Source organism: Pseudochelatococcus sp. G4_1912, assembly GCF_047501465.1.
Taxonomy (GTDB): Bacteria; Pseudomonadota; Alphaproteobacteria; order Rhizobiales; family Beijerinckiaceae; genus Pseudochelatococcus.
Genome location: NZ_JAZDRL010000002.1, coordinates 1,107,177 through 1,124,014 on the forward strand (window position 1 = coordinate 1,107,177; position 16,838 = coordinate 1,124,014).

At 52.0% G+C, this 16,838-nt stretch carries 13 protein-coding genes and 1 tRNA gene; 4 read left to right on the forward strand and 10 right to left on the reverse strand.

Annotated elements, in window-relative coordinates; translation table 11 throughout:
- Window positions 1–385: 385 nt before the first annotated feature.
- The 4 genes from VRZ32_RS12305 to VRZ32_RS12320 all read right to left on the reverse strand — a co-directional run bounded on the left by VRZ32_RS12305 (window position 386) and on the right by VRZ32_RS12320 (window position 2,924).
- Window positions 386–628 (reverse strand): phosphopantetheine-binding protein, encoded by a 243-nt coding sequence (locus VRZ32_RS12305; RefSeq protein ID WP_414526013.1) that lies wholly within the window; start codon window positions 626–628, stop codon window positions 386–388.
- Between the two features lies 1 nt (window position 629).
- A complete protein-coding gene (locus VRZ32_RS12310; protein WP_414526014.1) occupies window positions 630–1,745 on the reverse strand; it encodes a hypothetical protein in 1,116 nt (371 codons plus the stop codon).
- Window positions 1,746–2,208: 463 nt separating this feature from the next.
- A complete protein-coding gene (locus VRZ32_RS12315; RefSeq protein WP_414526015.1) occupies window positions 2,209–2,697 on the reverse strand; it encodes an N-acetyltransferase family protein in 489 nt (162 codons plus the stop codon).
- A gap of 152 nt (window positions 2,698–2,849) precedes the next feature.
- Window positions 2,850–2,924 (reverse strand) — tRNA-Glu (locus VRZ32_RS12320).
- A gap of 219 nt (window positions 2,925–3,143) precedes the next feature.
- Between VRZ32_RS12320 and VRZ32_RS12325 the strand changes: the two genes are divergently transcribed.
- A complete protein-coding gene (locus VRZ32_RS12325) occupies window positions 3,144–4,169 on the forward strand; it encodes an RluA family pseudouridine synthase (protein WP_414526016.1) in 1,026 nt (341 codons plus the stop codon).
- Window positions 4,170–4,424: 255 nt separating this feature from the next.
- Here the strand turns inward: VRZ32_RS12325 and VRZ32_RS12330 are convergent, their stop codons facing one another.
- Window positions 4,425–5,402 (reverse strand): cell wall hydrolase, encoded by a 978-nt coding sequence (locus VRZ32_RS12330; protein WP_414526017.1) that lies wholly within the window; start codon window positions 5,400–5,402, stop codon window positions 4,425–4,427.
- Window positions 5,403–5,570: 168 nt separating this feature from the next.
- Here VRZ32_RS12330 and VRZ32_RS12335 point away from each other — a divergent pair, with 168 nt between their 5' ends.
- From VRZ32_RS12335 to VRZ32_RS12345, 3 genes are all read left to right on the forward strand, one after another.
- Window positions 5,571–7,973, forward strand: a complete 2,403-nt coding sequence (locus VRZ32_RS12335) for a Tex family protein (protein ID WP_414526018.1) — start codon at window positions 5,571–5,573, stop codon at window positions 7,971–7,973.
- Window positions 7,974–7,978: 5 nt separating this feature from the next.
- Window positions 7,979–9,457 (forward strand): alpha/beta hydrolase, encoded by a 1,479-nt coding sequence (locus tag VRZ32_RS12340; protein WP_414526019.1) that lies wholly within the window; start codon window positions 7,979–7,981, stop codon window positions 9,455–9,457.
- 139 nt (window positions 9,458–9,596) lie between these two features.
- A complete protein-coding gene (locus VRZ32_RS12345) occupies window positions 9,597–10,553 on the forward strand; it encodes a ring-cleaving dioxygenase (protein ID WP_414526020.1) in 957 nt (318 codons plus the stop codon).
- Here the strand turns inward: VRZ32_RS12345 and VRZ32_RS12350 are convergent.
- From VRZ32_RS12350 to VRZ32_RS12370, 5 genes are all read right to left on the reverse strand, one after another.
- Window positions 10,537–12,087, reverse strand: a complete 1,551-nt coding sequence (locus VRZ32_RS12350) for a VOC family protein (protein WP_414526021.1) — start codon at window positions 12,085–12,087, stop codon at window positions 10,537–10,539. The genes VRZ32_RS12345 and VRZ32_RS12350 overlap by 17 nt on opposite strands.
- A gap of 195 nt (window positions 12,088–12,282) precedes the next feature.
- Window positions 12,283–12,882: a transglycosylase SLT domain-containing protein gene (locus VRZ32_RS12355; protein WP_414526022.1), complete on the reverse strand. Its 600-nt coding sequence runs from the start codon at window positions 12,880–12,882 to the stop codon at window positions 12,283–12,285.
- Window positions 12,883–12,958: 76 nt separating this feature from the next.
- Entirely contained in the window at window positions 12,959–14,353 is a 1,395-nt protein-coding gene (locus VRZ32_RS12360) for a flagellar hook-length control protein FliK (protein ID WP_414526023.1), read from the reverse strand.
- Window positions 14,350–15,681, reverse strand: coding sequence for a chemotaxis protein MotC (locus tag VRZ32_RS12365; RefSeq protein ID WP_414526024.1), 1,332 nt, complete (start codon window positions 15,679–15,681; stop codon window positions 14,350–14,352). The genes VRZ32_RS12360 and VRZ32_RS12365 overlap by 4 nt, the downstream gene beginning before the upstream one ends.
- On the reverse strand, window positions 15,678–16,835 hold the full coding sequence (locus tag VRZ32_RS12370) for a flagellar motor protein MotB (RefSeq protein ID WP_414526025.1): 1,158 nt from the start codon (window positions 16,833–16,835) through the stop codon (window positions 15,678–15,680). The genes VRZ32_RS12365 and VRZ32_RS12370 overlap by 4 nt, the downstream gene beginning before the upstream one ends.
- Window positions 16,836–16,838: the final 3 nt, after the last annotated feature.

The window sequence follows — 16,838 nt, forward strand, 5'->3', positions numbered from 1 at the left end:
GATAGCCAACCAGCAACACTATAACGCATCAGGCCACTCAAGTGGAAGACGTCAAAGATGACATTATCTTCATCTTTCAAAAGCATCCATGTTCGTGAACGCTTTCATAACTAACGCTCATAGGCGAGTATGGTTTCATATCGAGCAATGGAGAGTGTATTACGGAAAAAATATACAAATAGATTCAATTGCATAGCAATGCCACTTGATGCTGACGGATTGTCAATTCTGATGGCGCCATTTATCTGTTCTTCCAGAAATAAAGTGTCGTGAAGTATGTGTGTTGTCACACACGCAAATTGATTTATGGGGCTCAATAGAGCCCCAACAAAACTATCGTCAAGAAGAATGGTTTACGAGCATTCTTTATCCGCTCGTTGAAGCTCTAGGCCGACCTCGCTCTTTCCAGGATGCGGAGAATATTTCTAATCGATTGAAAATTCTCGCTTGTGAGGTCTTCATTCAGGAACATCACTTTAAAGTGCGCTTCCAGATTGGAAAACAGGTTAATAATTGCCATGGAATCTAACCCATGGTTGCGAAGCAGAACGTCTTCGTTCAGTTCATCAGTGACGCCGATTACAGATTGCACGATAGGCATGACATCAAGTCGGGTATATTTCATCATGCTACTCCCCTGATGCTGCAAGATAGCTAAGTAGTGGCTCTGGCCACTTAGCGGGATCTTCTCCGTGTCTGTAGAATAAGCTGAGAGCCAGACGCTCTATTCCAAAAGCAACGCATCCCGAGTGAGGGAATTGTCCATTGGCATCTTGAATATTGAAGCTTTTACAAAGGGAATCGCCAACGTAATTGAAAGAGCCTACTGCGAAGCGTTCAGACGCGCGCTGACCTTGTGCGATAAGCTCAAATTTGGTTTCTGCCAGTAGTTGATACTGAACTTTTAACCCATCCTGCGGGAAGTAAAATGGATCAGCCGCTGACTCAATCAGGCCCTTCAAGCCCAGATCGATAAAGAAGTCCCAGACATGTTCTATCAAACGGCTTCGCATTCCGATCGCATAATCTTTGTCGCCAACAAAGATGAGTTCCATCATATTGAATTCGGTCAAACGATGGGGAGCAACACGGCGTGTTGATTCATGTCTGAAACAGCGGCTTCTGGCGAGTATTGCTACATTCCCATCAATAATCTCATCTGACAGTTCTTCATAGCAATGAAAACATGTTGCTGGAGATAGCATTTTACCTGACGGTTCTTGCAAGGGACGCAGATCCGTTTCATCAGAAAGGTTTTTTAATACGCTATAATCGTGCGGAAATTGTTCAACAACATATGCATTTTGGGGGAATTTATGAAGATATTTGCATTTATCCATTGCCGATAATGAGATGAGTGATGGGTAAATTTTCGTGTCAGAAATATAATCACTGCATAACTTGATGATTTGCGTTTCTAAAAGCTTGGCAATGTAGTCAATAGCCTCTGTGGAGGGCTTCATATATTCCGTAGATGGTGTTTCTACTTCCTGGACTTCTGACAGGTTGTTATGCGTTGTTTTTTTGGGAAGATATCGGATGGCGCTTATCTCGGCAGCGATTTCAGCAATCGTTTGTCTGATTGTATCAATTTTTGCCGAATCTACCTTCAGTAATATTTCAGACGTCTCGCTGTTGTATTGATATTCAGCGTCATTTCCAAGGCTGTAGTTCAGCCTGGAAAGAAAAACATCAAGAGCTGTTCCATTCAGAGGCATATCAAGCTTATGAACGATGTAAGTCATTATACCGCTCTTTGAATAACAGAACTCATAATGCCAAACTTGCGGAGATCATTTGATCTATCATATTTGACATCATATTTGTCTGATAATGGACAGGGGTTATCTTGAGCCTTATGGCCGCTGATTAGAAATTAGCGTACCTTTTTTTGCATGCAACCACAAGATGTGAAGCGATTTCGCCTTATCTATCTCAAATGCGTTGATGGGAGTGTTTGTTGTGGATGTTTTTATATTTGTATTTGATGTCAAATATGATTGATCTTTATTGGTTTATCGCTGAATTCAAGCGTGCATGTTCACGCCCTTGATGGCAGCCGATGTTTATATGCGGAGCGTGCGAAATGCATATATTATGGCGTTCAAGGGATGAGGTTTGAGATCAATTTATTGTTATTTGGTTCTATGGGGTAGGGAGAATCAGATTAAATATGCTGATAAATTAGGGTTCTCTGCACAGCTATGCTTATTTCCAAAGGAGCTGTAATTCTTTAAGTGCAAGACCATTGAAATCTATCAGGTGTTCACCAACGATTTCTGCGCCCATATGACGGTAGAAGCCTAATGCAGGAGTATCAACCAGAACGTGAGTTATGAATGGAAAAAGACCATCATTCAGTAAATTTGATTTAGCGGTCATAAAAAGGTTTTTACCAATACCAATTTTATGCGCCGATTTTAAGACGTAAAGCGTATATAGCTCTCCCGGATATGGGGTGTTATTATCATTGTTTTTGCCGGCGTTTGCAAAGCCGATCGCTTGTCCGTTTATTTCGGCAATAAATACTGTCTGGTTAGCGTTTAATATCTTATTCCACATAATTTGTTTTTGGATTATGTCCAGCTGCGCCAAATACGATTCTGGAATGATACCCGTATAGGTTTCATGCCAGCACGTGACATGAATTCGGGCGATTGCCGATACATCATTTAGTGTTGCATGACGTATTTGCATAATCTTACATGAGAAGTTTGGGGGAATAGCTTTTATTATTAAAGGGCTTATAGCATTGGTCCAAGAATCGCTATGGTAAGTTATCTGAGAAAATAGCGGTTCTTGAGATTTTATTTGCAGCTTCAGTTAAATTTAAAAAATTTCTGAAGCTCTGGTGCTCCCAAGGGGAATCGAACCCCTGTTTTCGCCGTGAGAGGGCGACGTCCTGACCGCTAGACGATGGGAGCTTTGCCAGCAGAAGGTTCGTATATCGGCTACTTACTGGTAACGCAAGTGCGAACTTAAACAATCTACGACATCGTGTGGACGGAGGTTCATTCTTTGATATAAGGAGAGGGAATGGCTGCGCATGAGGATCTCCAACTTTTGTGCTAAACCATTTTATCTCATTGCTTTGTAAGCGCTTTTTTCAAGCGAGTACTAAAATTACCCAAGACGAGGTTCGCTTGAGCGTAACTGATGATGACCGGCCAGCCGGCGAATGTGTGGAAATTATTTGGCCGGAAGGTGTAGCCAGCACTCGCTTCGATAAGGCATTGAGTGAACAGCATTCCTTATTGTCGCGCAGTCGTGTGCAGCAGCTGATTCGTGATGGACATGCCAAGATTAATGACCGCACGGTTACAGATCCGGGTGCCAAGGTTTTAGCAGGAGCACGACTTGGCCTTTTCGTGCCACCACCGGAGCCTGCCGAGCCAGAGCCTGAAGCAATTCCGCTCTCTATTGTCTATGAAGACGATGCGCTCATTGTGATCAATAAACCCGCTGGTCTCGTGGTGCATCCCGCTCCGGGTAGCCCAAATGGCACCCTCGTCAATGCTTTACTGGCGCATTGTGGTGATAGCCTTTCTGGAATAGGCGGTGTGCGTCGCCCGGGCATCGTGCATCGGTTGGATAAAGACACATCCGGCATCATGGTGGTGGCGAAGACGGATCGAGCCCACAAGGCGCTGGCGGCGCAATTTGCCGATCATGGTCGCACTGGTCCGCTGCAGCGGGCGTACCTTGCGATTTGTTGGGGCGCTCCCTTGCCGCGGGCAGGCACCATTGATGCGCCGCTTGAGCGTATGGTTCACAACCGGGAGAAAATCGCTGTTGTGGCGCGTGGGCGAGGTCGCGAAGCCATTACGCATTATCGTGTGGAGCAAAATTTTATGCATCCGGATGGGGCAGCACTCGCGAGTCTCGTGCGTTGCGAGCTGGAAACCGGACGAACCCATCAAATCCGCGTTCATATGACCTATACAGGCCATCCATTGCTTGGAGATTCGCTATATGGCAGCGGGTTCCGTAGTAAGGAAGCACGTTTGGGAGAAGATGCGCAGGTGGCGCTGGGAAGGTTGGGGCGGCAGGCCCTGCATGCAACCTTGCTTGGCTTTGCGCATCCTGATAGCGGCGAGGAAATGGTGTTTGAAAGCCCGCTTCCAGACGCAATGCAGGATTTACTCATGGCGCTCGCAAAAGCTAAGTGAAATTTTGAGGTGCTGGCTTGGGAAAGGTCAGCATCTGATACAGCGAGCCATTTCAAGTAACTACGTCAGTTGGGCGATTTTACGCGCTGATAGCCTCGGTATTGTCAGTCGCTCCAGCCAGCCCGATTCCTGCGCTTATAGGTGGCGTCACCCTGATCGTTAGATAGTATGAGCAGTTAACACCCTAAAGTACTCACACCATATCTGCATGATCTGAAAAACATCATCGTTTTCCAGATCATGATTTATTGTGCCTCAGCGGGAAGAGCTGGCCGACTTAATGGTGCGATATGCGCTTAACGAGAGAGGTTTCGTGCTGAACGATTGCGCGCGCGACAAAGCCTCATCAACCGGTGCAGTAAACGAAACCCGCGTGGCAGGGGTGCTCTGTGCTGGTACTGCAGCTGTTACAATGGCAGCGGAGACAGTTGGATCGTTTGCAGCCTCTTGAGCTTTAGGCTTGGCAGTCGTTTCTGGCTGATTGCTAATGGGAGCTGTTGGTGCCATGGCCGTCTTGATGGCAGTAGTGGCGTTGGTATCGTCAGCTGATGCTGGTGCTGCTGCTACGACCTGGTTCGCTACATTAGCCGTGTTGGCATATGCAAGCGCTGAGCCTTCTACGACGCGCGGGGCGTTGCGGCCAACTTTAGTGTAAAAAATATTACCGCCTGCGACCTTAAGATAGCGCATATTGGGATATTTATAGCGACGTGATGCGACATGGAAGAACATGGCATCGCCAATTCCATCATGACGCTTGCCTGCCAGCACTTCGTCAGCGGCTGTATCCGCATGCTTGCGCTCACGTGGTGACATCGAACGTGATAGCACGCCCGGAGCAAACTGACGGTTCTGTCCAACGACGCCGCATATCGTGCTTGGATAGCTTGGCGAGTTCACGCGGTTCATCACCACTGTGCCCACGGCCATCAAACCATCACGGCTGGAGCGCTGAGACTCGAAATACATGGCACGAACCAGACATTCACGCTCGCTAATGCTGGCGGCAATCTGCCGACGTGAAGTGGTGCCTTCAGCCTTACCCGAGCGCGTCCGGGATTTGGCGTTTGCCTTTGCTTTTGGTGCGGCTTTTGCATTGTCAGCCGCTGTCTGCTGTGCAGACGTCGATGCGGATAACGTGCGTTCAGGGGAGTACCCACACCCGCCAAGACCAAGAGCAGTCAGGAGGGCAGCGGCAGCCAATAGGGGACGGCAACGCCGGCTGAGGATCATTCGGTAGCCTCTCGTGTTTCCGTCGCGACTTGAGCGACACAAAGCTGTTAACGAAACTTAAAGGCTCTGGCAACCCTGCTACGTTCGTTTTAACGGTTGTTTTTGTGGAGATGACACTGGACAAGTGTGATCAAAATCGCAGCAAAAGCCCTTGAACTGGTACGGTATATGACCTCCATAAACCATAAAATCGCGGAAGAACTTGGTGTGCGCGGCCAGCAGATAGATGCAGCTGTAGCCCTTCTCGACGAAGGCGCGACAGTTCCTTTTATCGCCCGATACCGCAAGGAAGCCACTGGTGCACTTGATGATAATCAGTTGCGCACGCTGGAAGAGCGCTTGCGATATTTGCGTGAATTGGAAGATCGTCGTACGGCGGTTCTTGCCAGCATTGATGAGCAGGGCAAGCTGACGGAAGCGCTGCGCACAAGCATCCTTGCCGCTGATACAAAAGCACGCATTGAGGACATTTATCTACCATTCAAGCCAAAACGTCGCACTAAAGCGCAAATTGCACGCGAAGCCGGCTTAGAGCCTTTGGCCAATATGCTGTTTAGTGATCCAACCAAGGTGCCTGAGCAACAAGCCGCCGCTTTCGTGAATGAATCGAAGGGCGTTGCAACCATGCAGGCCGCACTGGAGGGCGCGCGGTCTATTCTGGTTGAGCGTTTTTCCGAAGATGCAGATCTGATCGGCTCATTGCGTGAAGAAATGTGGAAACGCGGGCGGTTGGCTTCCAAAGTGCGGGACGGCAAAGCAACAGAAGGGGCGAAGTTCTCAGACTATTTTGATTTCTCCGAACCTTTTATCAAAATGCCTTCCCACCGTATTCTGGCGATGTTCCGGGGTGAGAAGGAAGAGGTGCTTACGCTTTCATTCGAGCCGGAACCTGTTTCGGAAGTGCCTGTGACGGGGCCTGGGGCCTATGAACTGCGGATTGGCCAGCGTTTTGGCATTGCAGATCGCGGGCGTGCAGGTGATACGTGGTTGCGTGAATGTGTGCGTTGGGCCTGGCGCACGCGCATTCTGGTATCGTTGTCTCTCGATATGCGCACGCGGCTTTGGCAAGCAGCAGAAGATGAAGGTGTGCGCGTATTTGCGAGCAATCTGCGCGATCTTCTGTTGGCAGCACCTGCGGGAATGCGGGCAACGATGGGTCTCGATCCCGGCTTTCGCACTGGCGTGAAGGTTGCGGTTGTCGATAGTACGGGCAAGGTGGTTGCTACTAGCACGATCTATCCGCATGAACCGCAACGTCGATGGGATGAAGCATTGGCGACATTGGCGGCACTTGCCAGTCGGCATAAGGTTGAACTCATCGCGATTGGTAACGGCACTGCCTCGCGGGAAACCGACAAACTGGCGGCTGAGCTCATCAAGCAATATCCGCAATTGGCGCTGACCAAGATTGTGGTGTCGGAAGCAGGGGCTTCGGTCTATTCGGCCTCGGCCTATGCCTCGCAGGAATTGCCTGAACTGGATGTCACATTACGTGGCGCAGTTTCAATTGCGCGTCGTTTGCAGGATCCACTGGCAGAACTCGTCAAGATTGATCCGAAGTCCATCGGTGTGGGGCAGTATCAGCACGATCTGGCGGAGGTGAAACTGTCGCGCTCACTTGATGCGGTGGTGGAAGACTGCGTGAATGGTGTGGGTGTGGATCTCAATACGGCCTCGATTCCGCTGCTTGCACGGGTGTCTGGTGTTGGTGAGGGGCTGGCGCGCAATATCGTGGCGCATCGCGATGAAAACGGGCCTTTCCGTAAGCGTAGTGAGCTGAAAAAAGTTGCGCGCCTTGGCCCTAAGGCGTTTGAGCAATGTGCAGGCTTTTTACGTATCCGCAATGGTGATGATCCACTTGATGCTTCTGGCGTGCACCCGGAAGCTTATCCTGTTGTGCGGCGTATTCTGGCGGCGACGAAAAGCGATATCCGCGCTTTGATCGGTGACGCTGCTACGCTGCGCGGCGTGTCGCCTGGGCAGTTTACGGATGAAACGTTCGGGGTGCTCACGGTTACCGATATTCTGCGTGAGCTTGAAAAGCCCGGTCGCGATCCTCGTCCCGCTTTCAAGACGGCGACGTTTAAGGAAGGCGTTGAGAAAATCAGCGATCTTGAACCGGGCATGCTGATGGAAGGTGTTGTCACTAACGTTGCCGCCTTCGGCGCCTTCGTTGACATTGGTGTGCATCAGGATGGACTGGTGCACATCTCCGCCATGTCGAACACTTTCGTGAAGGACCCGCGCTCTGTGGCCAAACCTGGTGATGTTGTGCGGGTTAAGGTGCTTGAGGTTGATCCGGCGCGTAAGCGCATCGCGCTTACCATGCGCCTTGATGATGAAGTGGGTGCCGTGCGTGCACCGGCTCAGCAGTCTCGGCCGCAAAAGTTTGATGATCGTCGTAGCGATCAACGCTCTGGCAAGTCAACGAGCAGCGCGGCGCCTGTTAAAGCTGTGCCCGGAAAATCCGCCTCTGATTCCGCCTTGGCAGATGCCTTGCGCCGTGCGGGTCTTTCATCCGGCCCTTCGGGAAATGGTGCTGACACTCACGGCTCATTTAAAAGAAAGTAGCTCTCATGCTCTCCTTCCTGCGTCGTTTTGTGAAGCGCATCCTTATCCTCGCTGTGGTGGTGTTTGCGGTTGCGTTCGTTGGGCGCGGGTTCGACATGCGACGGGGCTTGCCGCTTGAGGCCTGGCATACGTATGAACTTGAGGAGCCAAGTGTTGCCGAGATCGATCGTGCGGATTGGTCTCATTATATGCGCGTGGAAAATGCACTTTTTGAGCGGGTGGAGCGTGAGATCGTACGGGCAATCCTTCCGGAAGATCGCACGCATTACAACCGCTATTCCAGCACCAGTCCGGTTTATCCATGGCGGTTTGCGAAGGATTGGAATCGCTCTTCAATAATGATGCCAGAAGGAACGCCGGTAGGCGTAGTGGTGTTGTTGCATGGGTTGACGGATTCTCCTTATAGTCTGCGTCATGTCGGTAAACTGTATCTTGATAAGGGCTTTGCGGTTGTTTCCATCCGTTTGCCTGGACACGGCACTGTGCCGGGAGCGCTGAGAATCGCTAAACTTGAGCAATGGGCTGCAGCCACACGCCTTGCGATGCGTGAGGCGCGTCGGATTGCGGGTGACGGTGTGCCATTGCATCTTGTTGGCTACTCAAACGGCGGTGCATTGGCGCTGGATTATACTGTCAGCGCGCTTTCTGATGACACGTTGACGCGTCCTGATCGTGTCGTTCTGCTATCGCCTATGGTGGGTATCACGCCATTTGCGCGCTTCACCTGGGTGGCGGGGCTGCCAGCGCTAATTCCGGCATTTGCGCAATCGGGGTGGCTTTCGATTTTGCCGGAGTTTAATCCTTTCAAGTATAACTCCATGCCGGTTAATGCCGCGCAGCAATCTTTCGACATGACGCAGAAGGTGCAAGCTGGCCTGAAGCGGTTGCAAGATGAAGGACGGCTTGGCGATCTGCCGCCTGTCCTGACCTTCCAGTCCGTATTTGATTTCACAGTGAGCACGCCGGCTGTGATCACGGAACTCTATGCACGGTTGCCTGAAAACGGTTCGGAGTTGGTGCTGTTTGATCCTAATCTCAACCTGAACAACCGTTTTGGGCCTTTGGTCGATGATTCTACACGTGAGGAAGTGCTGGCTGAGCTGCCCGCGCTACCACGGTCATTCCGCACCGCGCTCATTACAAACGCGAGTGATGCAACCAATGAGGTAATCGTTCGCAATGTCGAGGCTGGGGCGACGGTTCAGAACGATATGCTTTTAGGGCTGAAATATCCGGCGGACGTGTATTCGCTATCGCATGTAGCAATCCCTTTTCCGCTGACGGACGGGCTTTATGGCCTCACGCCTGATCCGGAGGATAATTTCGGTATTCAGACAGGAGCTGTTAATTCCTGGGGGGAGGTAACCACTTTCGTCATAACGGTTGATCCCATCCTGCGGTTAACGTCGCGTATGCAGTCCAATCCGTTCTTTCCTTTCATGATGAGCCGGATAGAGGCGGGCATCGCAGCGCCAAAGCCGTAAGCGTTGCTAAATATAGAGGGGTTTGAATAACGGGCAGGGCATACCAATATTCATGCGAGCCAACCCCGCATGATCTGTCCCTGCCGCAAGTTTAATCACGCCATCACGCGCTGCAGCTCATGCCAGAAGGAGGGATAATATGTCGCTTAACCTCACAGGCATTCACCATTTAACGGCGATCACCGCCGATGCTCCCGCAAACCTGCGTTTCTATACGCAGACACTGGGCCTGCGGCTCGTGAAAAAAACCGTTAATCAGGATGACACCAGCGCGTATCACCTCTTCTACGCCGATGGCCTGGCTTCGCCAGGCACGGACCTGACCTTTTTTGATTGGCCCGTTGAGCGGGAGCGGCGCGGTACGCATGCAATTACGCAGACAGGCCTACGTGTAGCCGGTGCGCAGAGCCTCACTTATTGGCGCGAGCGGCTGGCAAATGTTGGGGGTCTTGTGGTTGGCGATATCGCGGATATTGACGGGCGGGCATCACTTGCCTTTGAGGATCCTGAAGGCCAGCGCTTTCGTCTTATCGATGATGGCGGGGTGGGGCCTGCGCATGCATGGGTAAACAGCCCTGTATCGCCAGATTATCAAATCCGCGGTTTGGGGCCGATTACCATCAGCGTGCCGGATATTCGGCGCACGGAGCAAGTGCTTACGGATGTATTGAACTTCCGTCAAGTGCGAGATTATCCATCGCCCGATGGCAGCGGCCATGTGCATGTGTTTGCGATTGGTGACGGTGGCGCTGCGGCAGAGCTGCATGTGGCGGTGCAGCCAGATTTGCCAACTGCACGGCAAGGGGCGGGGGCGGTGCATCATGTTGCATTCCGCACGCCCAATGTTGAAGAGCTGCATGCATGGACCAGCCGGTTAACTGATGCTGGCCTGCGTTCAAGTGGCGAGGTGGAGCGTTATTATTTCCGCTCGCTTTACTTCCGTGAACCCGGTGGAAACCTGTTCGAGATTGCTACCGATGGACCGGGTTTTGCTGTTGATGAACCGCTTGAAACATTGGGTGAGAGTTTGTCCCTGCCGCCATTTCTGGAGAACAAACGTGCGGCGATTGAGGCAGGCCTTAAACCGCTGAAGTAATCCAGGCTTTGGCAATATCGATATCCTGATCCGAAAGTTCATGCCCGGCATTGATTTGCCGGGTATCGAGCTTTGCACCGCCCTTAATCAGTGTTCTTTCAAGCGCTGGTGCAAATTTGGCGTAGGGATCGTGGTCTCCCGAAAGAAGCAGCACGGAAACGTCTGAAAGATCGGCCGTCGGCGGTTCGTCAAGCACTGCAATGCCGCGCAGCAGAATGGCATGATGCACAAGGTGTGGGTGCAATGAGAGCAGAGCGCCAAGCAGATTGGCACCATTTGAATAGCCTAGATAGATTGTCTTTGCCGGATCAAGACCGTAAGCGGCATTCGCCCCGGTTATAAATGCGGCAAAGGCCTCGGCTTCGTTGCGGATATCTGCCTGATCGAAGCTTGTCGCTGAAGTGCGGCGGAACCAGCGTTGTACGCCTTCTTCATTGCTACGACCACGTACGCCTAGCAATCGTGCATGGGGCGCAAGACGATGGGCAAGCGGCATCAGATCAGCCTCATTACCCCCCGTGCCATGCAGCAGCACGATGGTTGTATCGCCTGCATTATCAGGCGTATGAAAGCGGTGCATGAATGGCAATTCATGGTGGTGCATGCGATATTCTCCCGGGCGCGAGAATTGAGGCAGCATGATACGGATATCTGCTGCATCTTCCTCTGTCATCGGCGGTGTCATCAGAGTGGCACCAAGCATTTCTATCGACTCGTCGATTGTGAAACCCGGTTCATCGGTAGCGAGTTCCAACAGCACACCGCCCGGTTCGCGCACATAGAGTGACGTAAAATACCGCCGGTCGTGCACGTTGGTATCGCTGTTGTTCAGGCGTTTCAGTTCAGCTTCCATCTGCATCACGTGCTCGGTATCGGGCGCGCGGAAGGCGAGGTGGTCGATAGTTCCGGTGCCGGGCCCCTGTGGCCAGAAGCCTTGGGCGTTGCGAATATCGATGACATCGCCACTGGAGGAAACGAGGCGTTGTGTATCCCCCTCTGTGGCAAGTGCCTGATAGCCGAAATGATGGGTGATGAAGCGCGCGGTCTGCTCAGGCATTTCGCTGAGAATCTGCGCACCACGAATGCGCGTAATGGCGTGTTCTGCAGGGATATCATCTGCTGTCCACGGAAGTGCAGAGGGGAGGGAGCAGCCCGTGAGTGTAATTGCAATGCCATCGGGATCCCTGAAGCGCAAAACAGTTTCGTTGAAGACGCGGCTTGGCCCTTCTGGTCGCAGATTGTGCGCAAGTGCGCGGGTGAGCCAGAAGCCAATACTTGTGGGCGCGATAGCGAGTGCAATTTCGTTGGTTTGTCCGTGGCCTACACGTCCGCGTGAACCGCCTTCCCAAACGAGGAATGTCAGTAGTGAGCCTGGCGAGCCAGCGCGATCGCCATAAAACAGATGCAGCTGCCGCGCATCCTCAAAGCCGCCTGTCTGCTTAACAAGCCGCAAGCCAAGAAACCCGGCATAAAAATCAATGTTCGCCTGCACCCGGCTTGTTATCGCCGTAATATGATGGAGGCCGTCGCCCATATCATCCCCCAAGGACGTGCTGATTTTTATGCTGGAGCGTTGCTCGATTAATCAGGCGCAGCTGCGACGCTCTATCTCTTTGTTGATGCAATAGGGCAGTATGCACCTGATAATTCAATATGCCGCCTTCTGTCCGCGCTGATTATAGTCCGTTATCAATTCAGTGGAAGTCTGCTATCTGGAGCGTACTTTTAATTACTCGCAAAACTTCTTTGCTTGCGGTGTCCAGTTGCCGAATCCGGTGGCTACCATGTTGGTGATGACGCGGCATATATAGCGCTTCTGGGCCGGATTGTTGTTGGGGCCTGCATGATATCGCGCAACAGCCATGGTCCAGGTACCCTCACGTTTGCGAAGCTCTTTCAGGAATTTCGCAGCGTAATCGACGTTATGTCGCGGGTTAATCATCTCTTCCAACGATGAGAACCTCTCACGGTGAAAATGGTGATTGATCTGCATGCACCCAAGATCAATCAGCTTGACGCCATTTGCGCGCTCGGCATTAAGACGGCGGATGGCATCTTGCGGGCTGGTGGCAAAGTAAGCTTTGCCTGCGATGTTCATCGCATAAGGTTGCAGCGATCCACGACGACCGGTTTCTGTTAGCCCGACAGCATAGAGAATGTTAACCGGTACATTGAACTCGCGCGCGGCACGGATCATCTCACGTTCGCAGGCATTCATGGGTGGTGGTGCAGCCTGCCGACTGATTGTACGAGCGCTGGCTGCGCTGGCTCCAACCAGTACCATCACCAAAACCAGAAAAGCGCAGGTATAATCTACGACGGAACGCATACCAAAGAAACTGGATACGTTAAAAGGCGTGCACCATTTTAATGCGGCGCACGCAGGTCTCTGGCTTAAGCCAGTGCTAGAGATAGACTGCTTGGGGGTCGCGCGTAGGTCGGCCCGAACCATCGCTTTGTCCTTCTACCGATCGCTCATCCGCAAATCGCCTTTCGGCGGGTTCCTGATGTTTTGCATGCCCTTCGCTAGCGGGTCTGCCTGAGTCACCGCCAAAGCCGCCAGTTCCACTATTGGAGCCTTGCGCAAATGATTGGCTGGCACCGTTACCTGTCTGCTGCTGCCCTGTCATTTGCTGTCCAGCGTTGGGGCGTGCAAAATCAATTGATGCGATTTCCGCCTTATATCCTGAGCGGCGCAACACTTCGAGCAGCCCTTCCTGATCACGTTGCAGGATTTCTACGGATTGCTGACGATCTGCGGTCAAGCGTAATTCAAGCACGCCGCCGACTATGCGCAATCGTGCCGTAACAAGGCCAAGCTCTTCAGGCTGCAGCTGGAGACGCAGAATGCGCACAGGCCCCCCTGAATGCTCGGCGGGCTGTGATGCGGGGCCATGCGTACTTGCCGATTGGCCGGTTGCTGTTGTGAGATCACGTGCGTGTGAAATAAGTTGATCAACAACCTGTGTGAGCACGCCAGTGGTTGCTATGGGCGCCGTACTGTCAGCTGCGACAGCGACCGTGGATGATTTAGCTGCTATTGAGGAAGAAGGTGTATTATTACGAGTGTCCGCAGCCAAGGCCCGCGTTGCGACGCTACTGTTCAGTGAAGCCTCCAATGCACCAGGACGCGAGCTGGTATTTGGTTTGCTATCAACAATTGGCATGTTTTTGTCAGGGCCATTCCTGGGCGCAGTATCTGATTTATCAGTCGCATTAGTTGGGCGCTCTTTAAAAGCAAGGACAGAAGCGATGGGCTTTAATGCGGCCTCATTAGTTTGTGCAGGGGCCTTCTCGTGCTGAGGCAAGCCAACGGGTGCAAAATGAGTTTCACGGCCAATAATTGTCAGACGCGCCGTTTTGGGGTCTGACTTGGGATTATTCTCTACGTTATCATCTTTAGTGAGGCGGGGCAGAGCATCGCGGCGCAGGGCTGTTGACGATTGCTGGTCTGCGGCTGCTTTCTCATTTGAAGTGGCCATAGCAGCAATATTGGCGCTGCCACCTAAAAGACGCACAAGATCAGCAGATAAGTCAGGCGTTTCGCTGACTGGTGTATCTGGAGTAGCTGGAAGCGGCATGTCCTCATCGGTGGCAGAGGCATTCTTTTCCACGCTGTCTTTTTTCGGAGCTGAACGTTCTATCTTCTCAGGCGCATGTTTGTTGCCTGAAGGTTTCTGCCCAACAGATTCAAAGACGCGATCAAATGCGCCATCATCAGCTTTATCCGCGCCGGATTTTGATTTTCCAGCGGCATGTTGAGGAGAGTTTGCGGCAGAAGCTACGTCAATGGCGCTCATGTACCCAAGTCCTCATCAAGAATTTTATCGCTGTCGCCGAGCAGTTGCTGAATACGACTAACAGTAGCGCCTAATGCTGGTGTTGATTCAAAACCTGAAGTGGTTTTTGAGGGAGCTACAGGAGTGGATGCTGTAGCAGGCACTGTCGGAACTTGTGTCGTGGCCAGAGCTGATGCACCCGGCAGTTCGCGAATGCGGGTGGCAATATATAGTGCAGATTCTAGCAAGCTGATATCATCAGGTGGAAGAAGCTTGCGGTTCAGAGTAAGCAGGGTCTTCTTGCTTTCAACGAAGTCTGCTTCATTTGTAACTGTTGAGGCAGCATAATACAGTTTTGCTCGCTCCAATGCCGTTGTGCCGGCCGGCGCAATTTCCAGTACGCGCTTGGCACTTAAAATGGCCATCCTCGTCTTGCCCTGAGCAATAGCCTGCTTGGCGAGGATCAAGTTGATGTTTACTTGCGATGGCACATCAAGTGCTGCCAGCATGTCCGTAAGCCATAGCTCTTCTTCCGGCGTTCCGGTCATATCAAGTCGGATCAGGGCGGCAGAAAATCGCTGATGAAAATCGCCTGCGTATACCGAGTTAGGATAACGCTGCAGATAGTGCTTCGCGAGCGATTTGAATTTTTGATTTAGCCCCAGCTGACCTGCCAGAAATACCTGACGGCGCAATGCACCTTCATCCACCAACGTGCCGGGAAGCATGAGGCGGCTGAGATCAAGGTTTTTCATGGCTCTTTCAGGCTCACTGCGTGCATACAGGGCTGATTGTACCAGAGCTATACGGCCATCAATTCCAGGAGGTAGTTTGCGCGGATCAACATTTTCAAGATATTTACGCGCGTCTTCCTCGTCGCCCTCGACATAGGCCAATACGCCCTTCAGCAGTTCTGGGGCAATTGCTGGCGGTGGGTCCATGCGAACAAGCTTACGCAAAATAGCTGGTGAGCCACCGCTTAGCGAAAATGTAACAGCGGCGCGTGCATTGCGAGGTTCTTGCCAGATATCAGCAGGCGCAACCAACAATTGTTGCTCAATTTGGGAGAGCAATGGTGATTGCAGCGTCAGCGCTTCGCGTGAACCGTGCGCTGTACGATCCTGAATAGCTTGCAGCGTACGTACCAGTCGATATGGCTCATTCGCAGGGCGCTTATCAGGTGTAGCTGTTGAATCATCATTTTGTGCGAAAGCTGGCAAAGGCCCAAGCAGTAAAAGTGCGGCGCTTGGCGCACCGCATAAAGCAAAGCTCATCAGCACAGCAAGCGACATCCGCGTCCGACATGGCGGTCTATAGGGATGGGCAGCTGGTGATGGCAGTATTGTCATGCACGCTTCTCCCGCAGCAAAATTTCGATGCGGCGGTTTTCTGGTGCGCGGGTATTTTTCTCATTAAGCGGCATACGATCAGCGTAGCCTTCAATGCGCTCAATCCGACTCTGATCCAAACCGCCCCGGATCAACATGTACGACGCCATATGTGCGCGTGCAGAAGAGAGACGCCAGTTATCATACGTATCAGATTTGAACGGTAACGAATCTGTATGTCCGCGAAGAATGATTGTGCCAGGCTTATCGGCCAATGTGGTGGCTATGCGGGCAATTGCGCGGACAACGGCAGGATTAGGTTCTGCCGAACCAACAGCAAACATGCTGAAAGCCTCGGCATCAGTCAAGCTGATGAGAATACCTTCATCAGTTGCTTTAACATCAACTACAGGAGCGCCTGGTGTCCGGCTTTCCTCTTTCAGCGCGTTAGAAACATCTTCTTTAATTGTAGATACTTCGCGAGCCAGCTCCTGTTGAGCTGCGTCCATCGTTTTATCTAACACCGGGCTGGCTGGTGCAGGCGAGGTATCGGACTCCAGTAGCACCGTGCCACCGGCAGTTCCGGCTTTGGGTTGACCATCTTGCGAAATAGCCGAAGGCTGCCCTTCTGGTGCCAGGCGCCAATAAGCTGGATCAAATGGATCTCGCACAGCATCTACCCGCGGGGCAGATTTGGCTGTGGCTTCAGAGCCGTTGCTGCCCGTCGCCGTAGTGGTTGGCTTTTCATCACCAGCTAGCTTGGCAAGGATTGCATACGGATCCATAAATAGCGCGCTTTCCGGATAGCGTGGCTTGGCGGCATGCGCTGCATCGCCGGTCATTTTCTCGCTGGCACCCGTATTGGCACTCTCAGGCTGCGATGGATTAACGGCCTTATCTGCCTCGTTCTGATCTTGAGGAGGAGTTTCCTGCGGATTCTCAACACCCTTGCGGGTGGGGGAGATGTCCGCAAGCTTGATCGGATTGAAATAGTTGGCAACAGAGGTGCGCTGATCTTTACTGGTCACATTAAGCAGCCACATGATCAGAAAGAACGCCATCAACGCTGTCATGAAGTCAGCGTAGGCGATCTTCCAGATACCATGAGCGCCGTGTTCCTCGGGCTCCTGGTTGCGCCGCTGGATAAGGATCAGTTCCTGTTCGATCTTGTCCATTCC

Coding starts and splice junctions, on each gene's coding strand:
- VRZ32_RS12305 (WP_414526013.1), bottom strand. CDS start 628: ATGATGAAATATACCCGACTTGATGTCATGCCTATCGTGCAATCTGTA.
- VRZ32_RS12310 (WP_414526014.1), bottom strand. CDS start 1,745: ATGACTTACATCGTTCATAAGCTTGATATGCCTCTGAATGGAACAGCT.
- VRZ32_RS12315 (WP_414526015.1), bottom strand. CDS start 2,697: ATGCAAATACGTCATGCAACACTAAATGATGTATCGGCAATCGCCCGA.
- VRZ32_RS12330 (WP_414526017.1), bottom strand. CDS start 5,402: ATGATCCTCAGCCGGCGTTGCCGTCCCCTATTGGCTGCCGCTGCCCTC.
- VRZ32_RS12335 (WP_414526018.1), top strand. CDS start 5,571: ATGACCTCCATAAACCATAAAATCGCGGAAGAACTTGGTGTGCGCGGC.
- VRZ32_RS12340 (WP_414526019.1), top strand. CDS start 7,979: ATGCTCTCCTTCCTGCGTCGTTTTGTGAAGCGCATCCTTATCCTCGCT.
- VRZ32_RS12345 (WP_414526020.1), top strand. CDS start 9,597: ATGTCGCTTAACCTCACAGGCATTCACCATTTAACGGCGATCACCGCC.
- VRZ32_RS12350 (WP_414526021.1), bottom strand. CDS start 12,087: ATGGGCGACGGCCTCCATCATATTACGGCGATAACAAGCCGGGTGCAG.
- VRZ32_RS12355 (WP_414526022.1), bottom strand. CDS start 12,882: ATGCGTTCCGTCGTAGATTATACCTGCGCTTTTCTGGTTTTGGTGATG.
- VRZ32_RS12360 (WP_414526023.1), bottom strand. CDS start 14,353: ATGAGCGCCATTGACGTAGCTTCTGCCGCAAACTCTCCTCAACATGCC.
- VRZ32_RS12365 (WP_414526024.1), bottom strand. CDS start 15,681: ATGACAATACTGCCATCACCAGCTGCCCATCCCTATAGACCGCCATGT.
- VRZ32_RS12370 (WP_414526025.1), bottom strand. CDS start 16,835: ATGGACAAGATCGAACAGGAACTGATCCTTATCCAGCGGCGCAACCAG.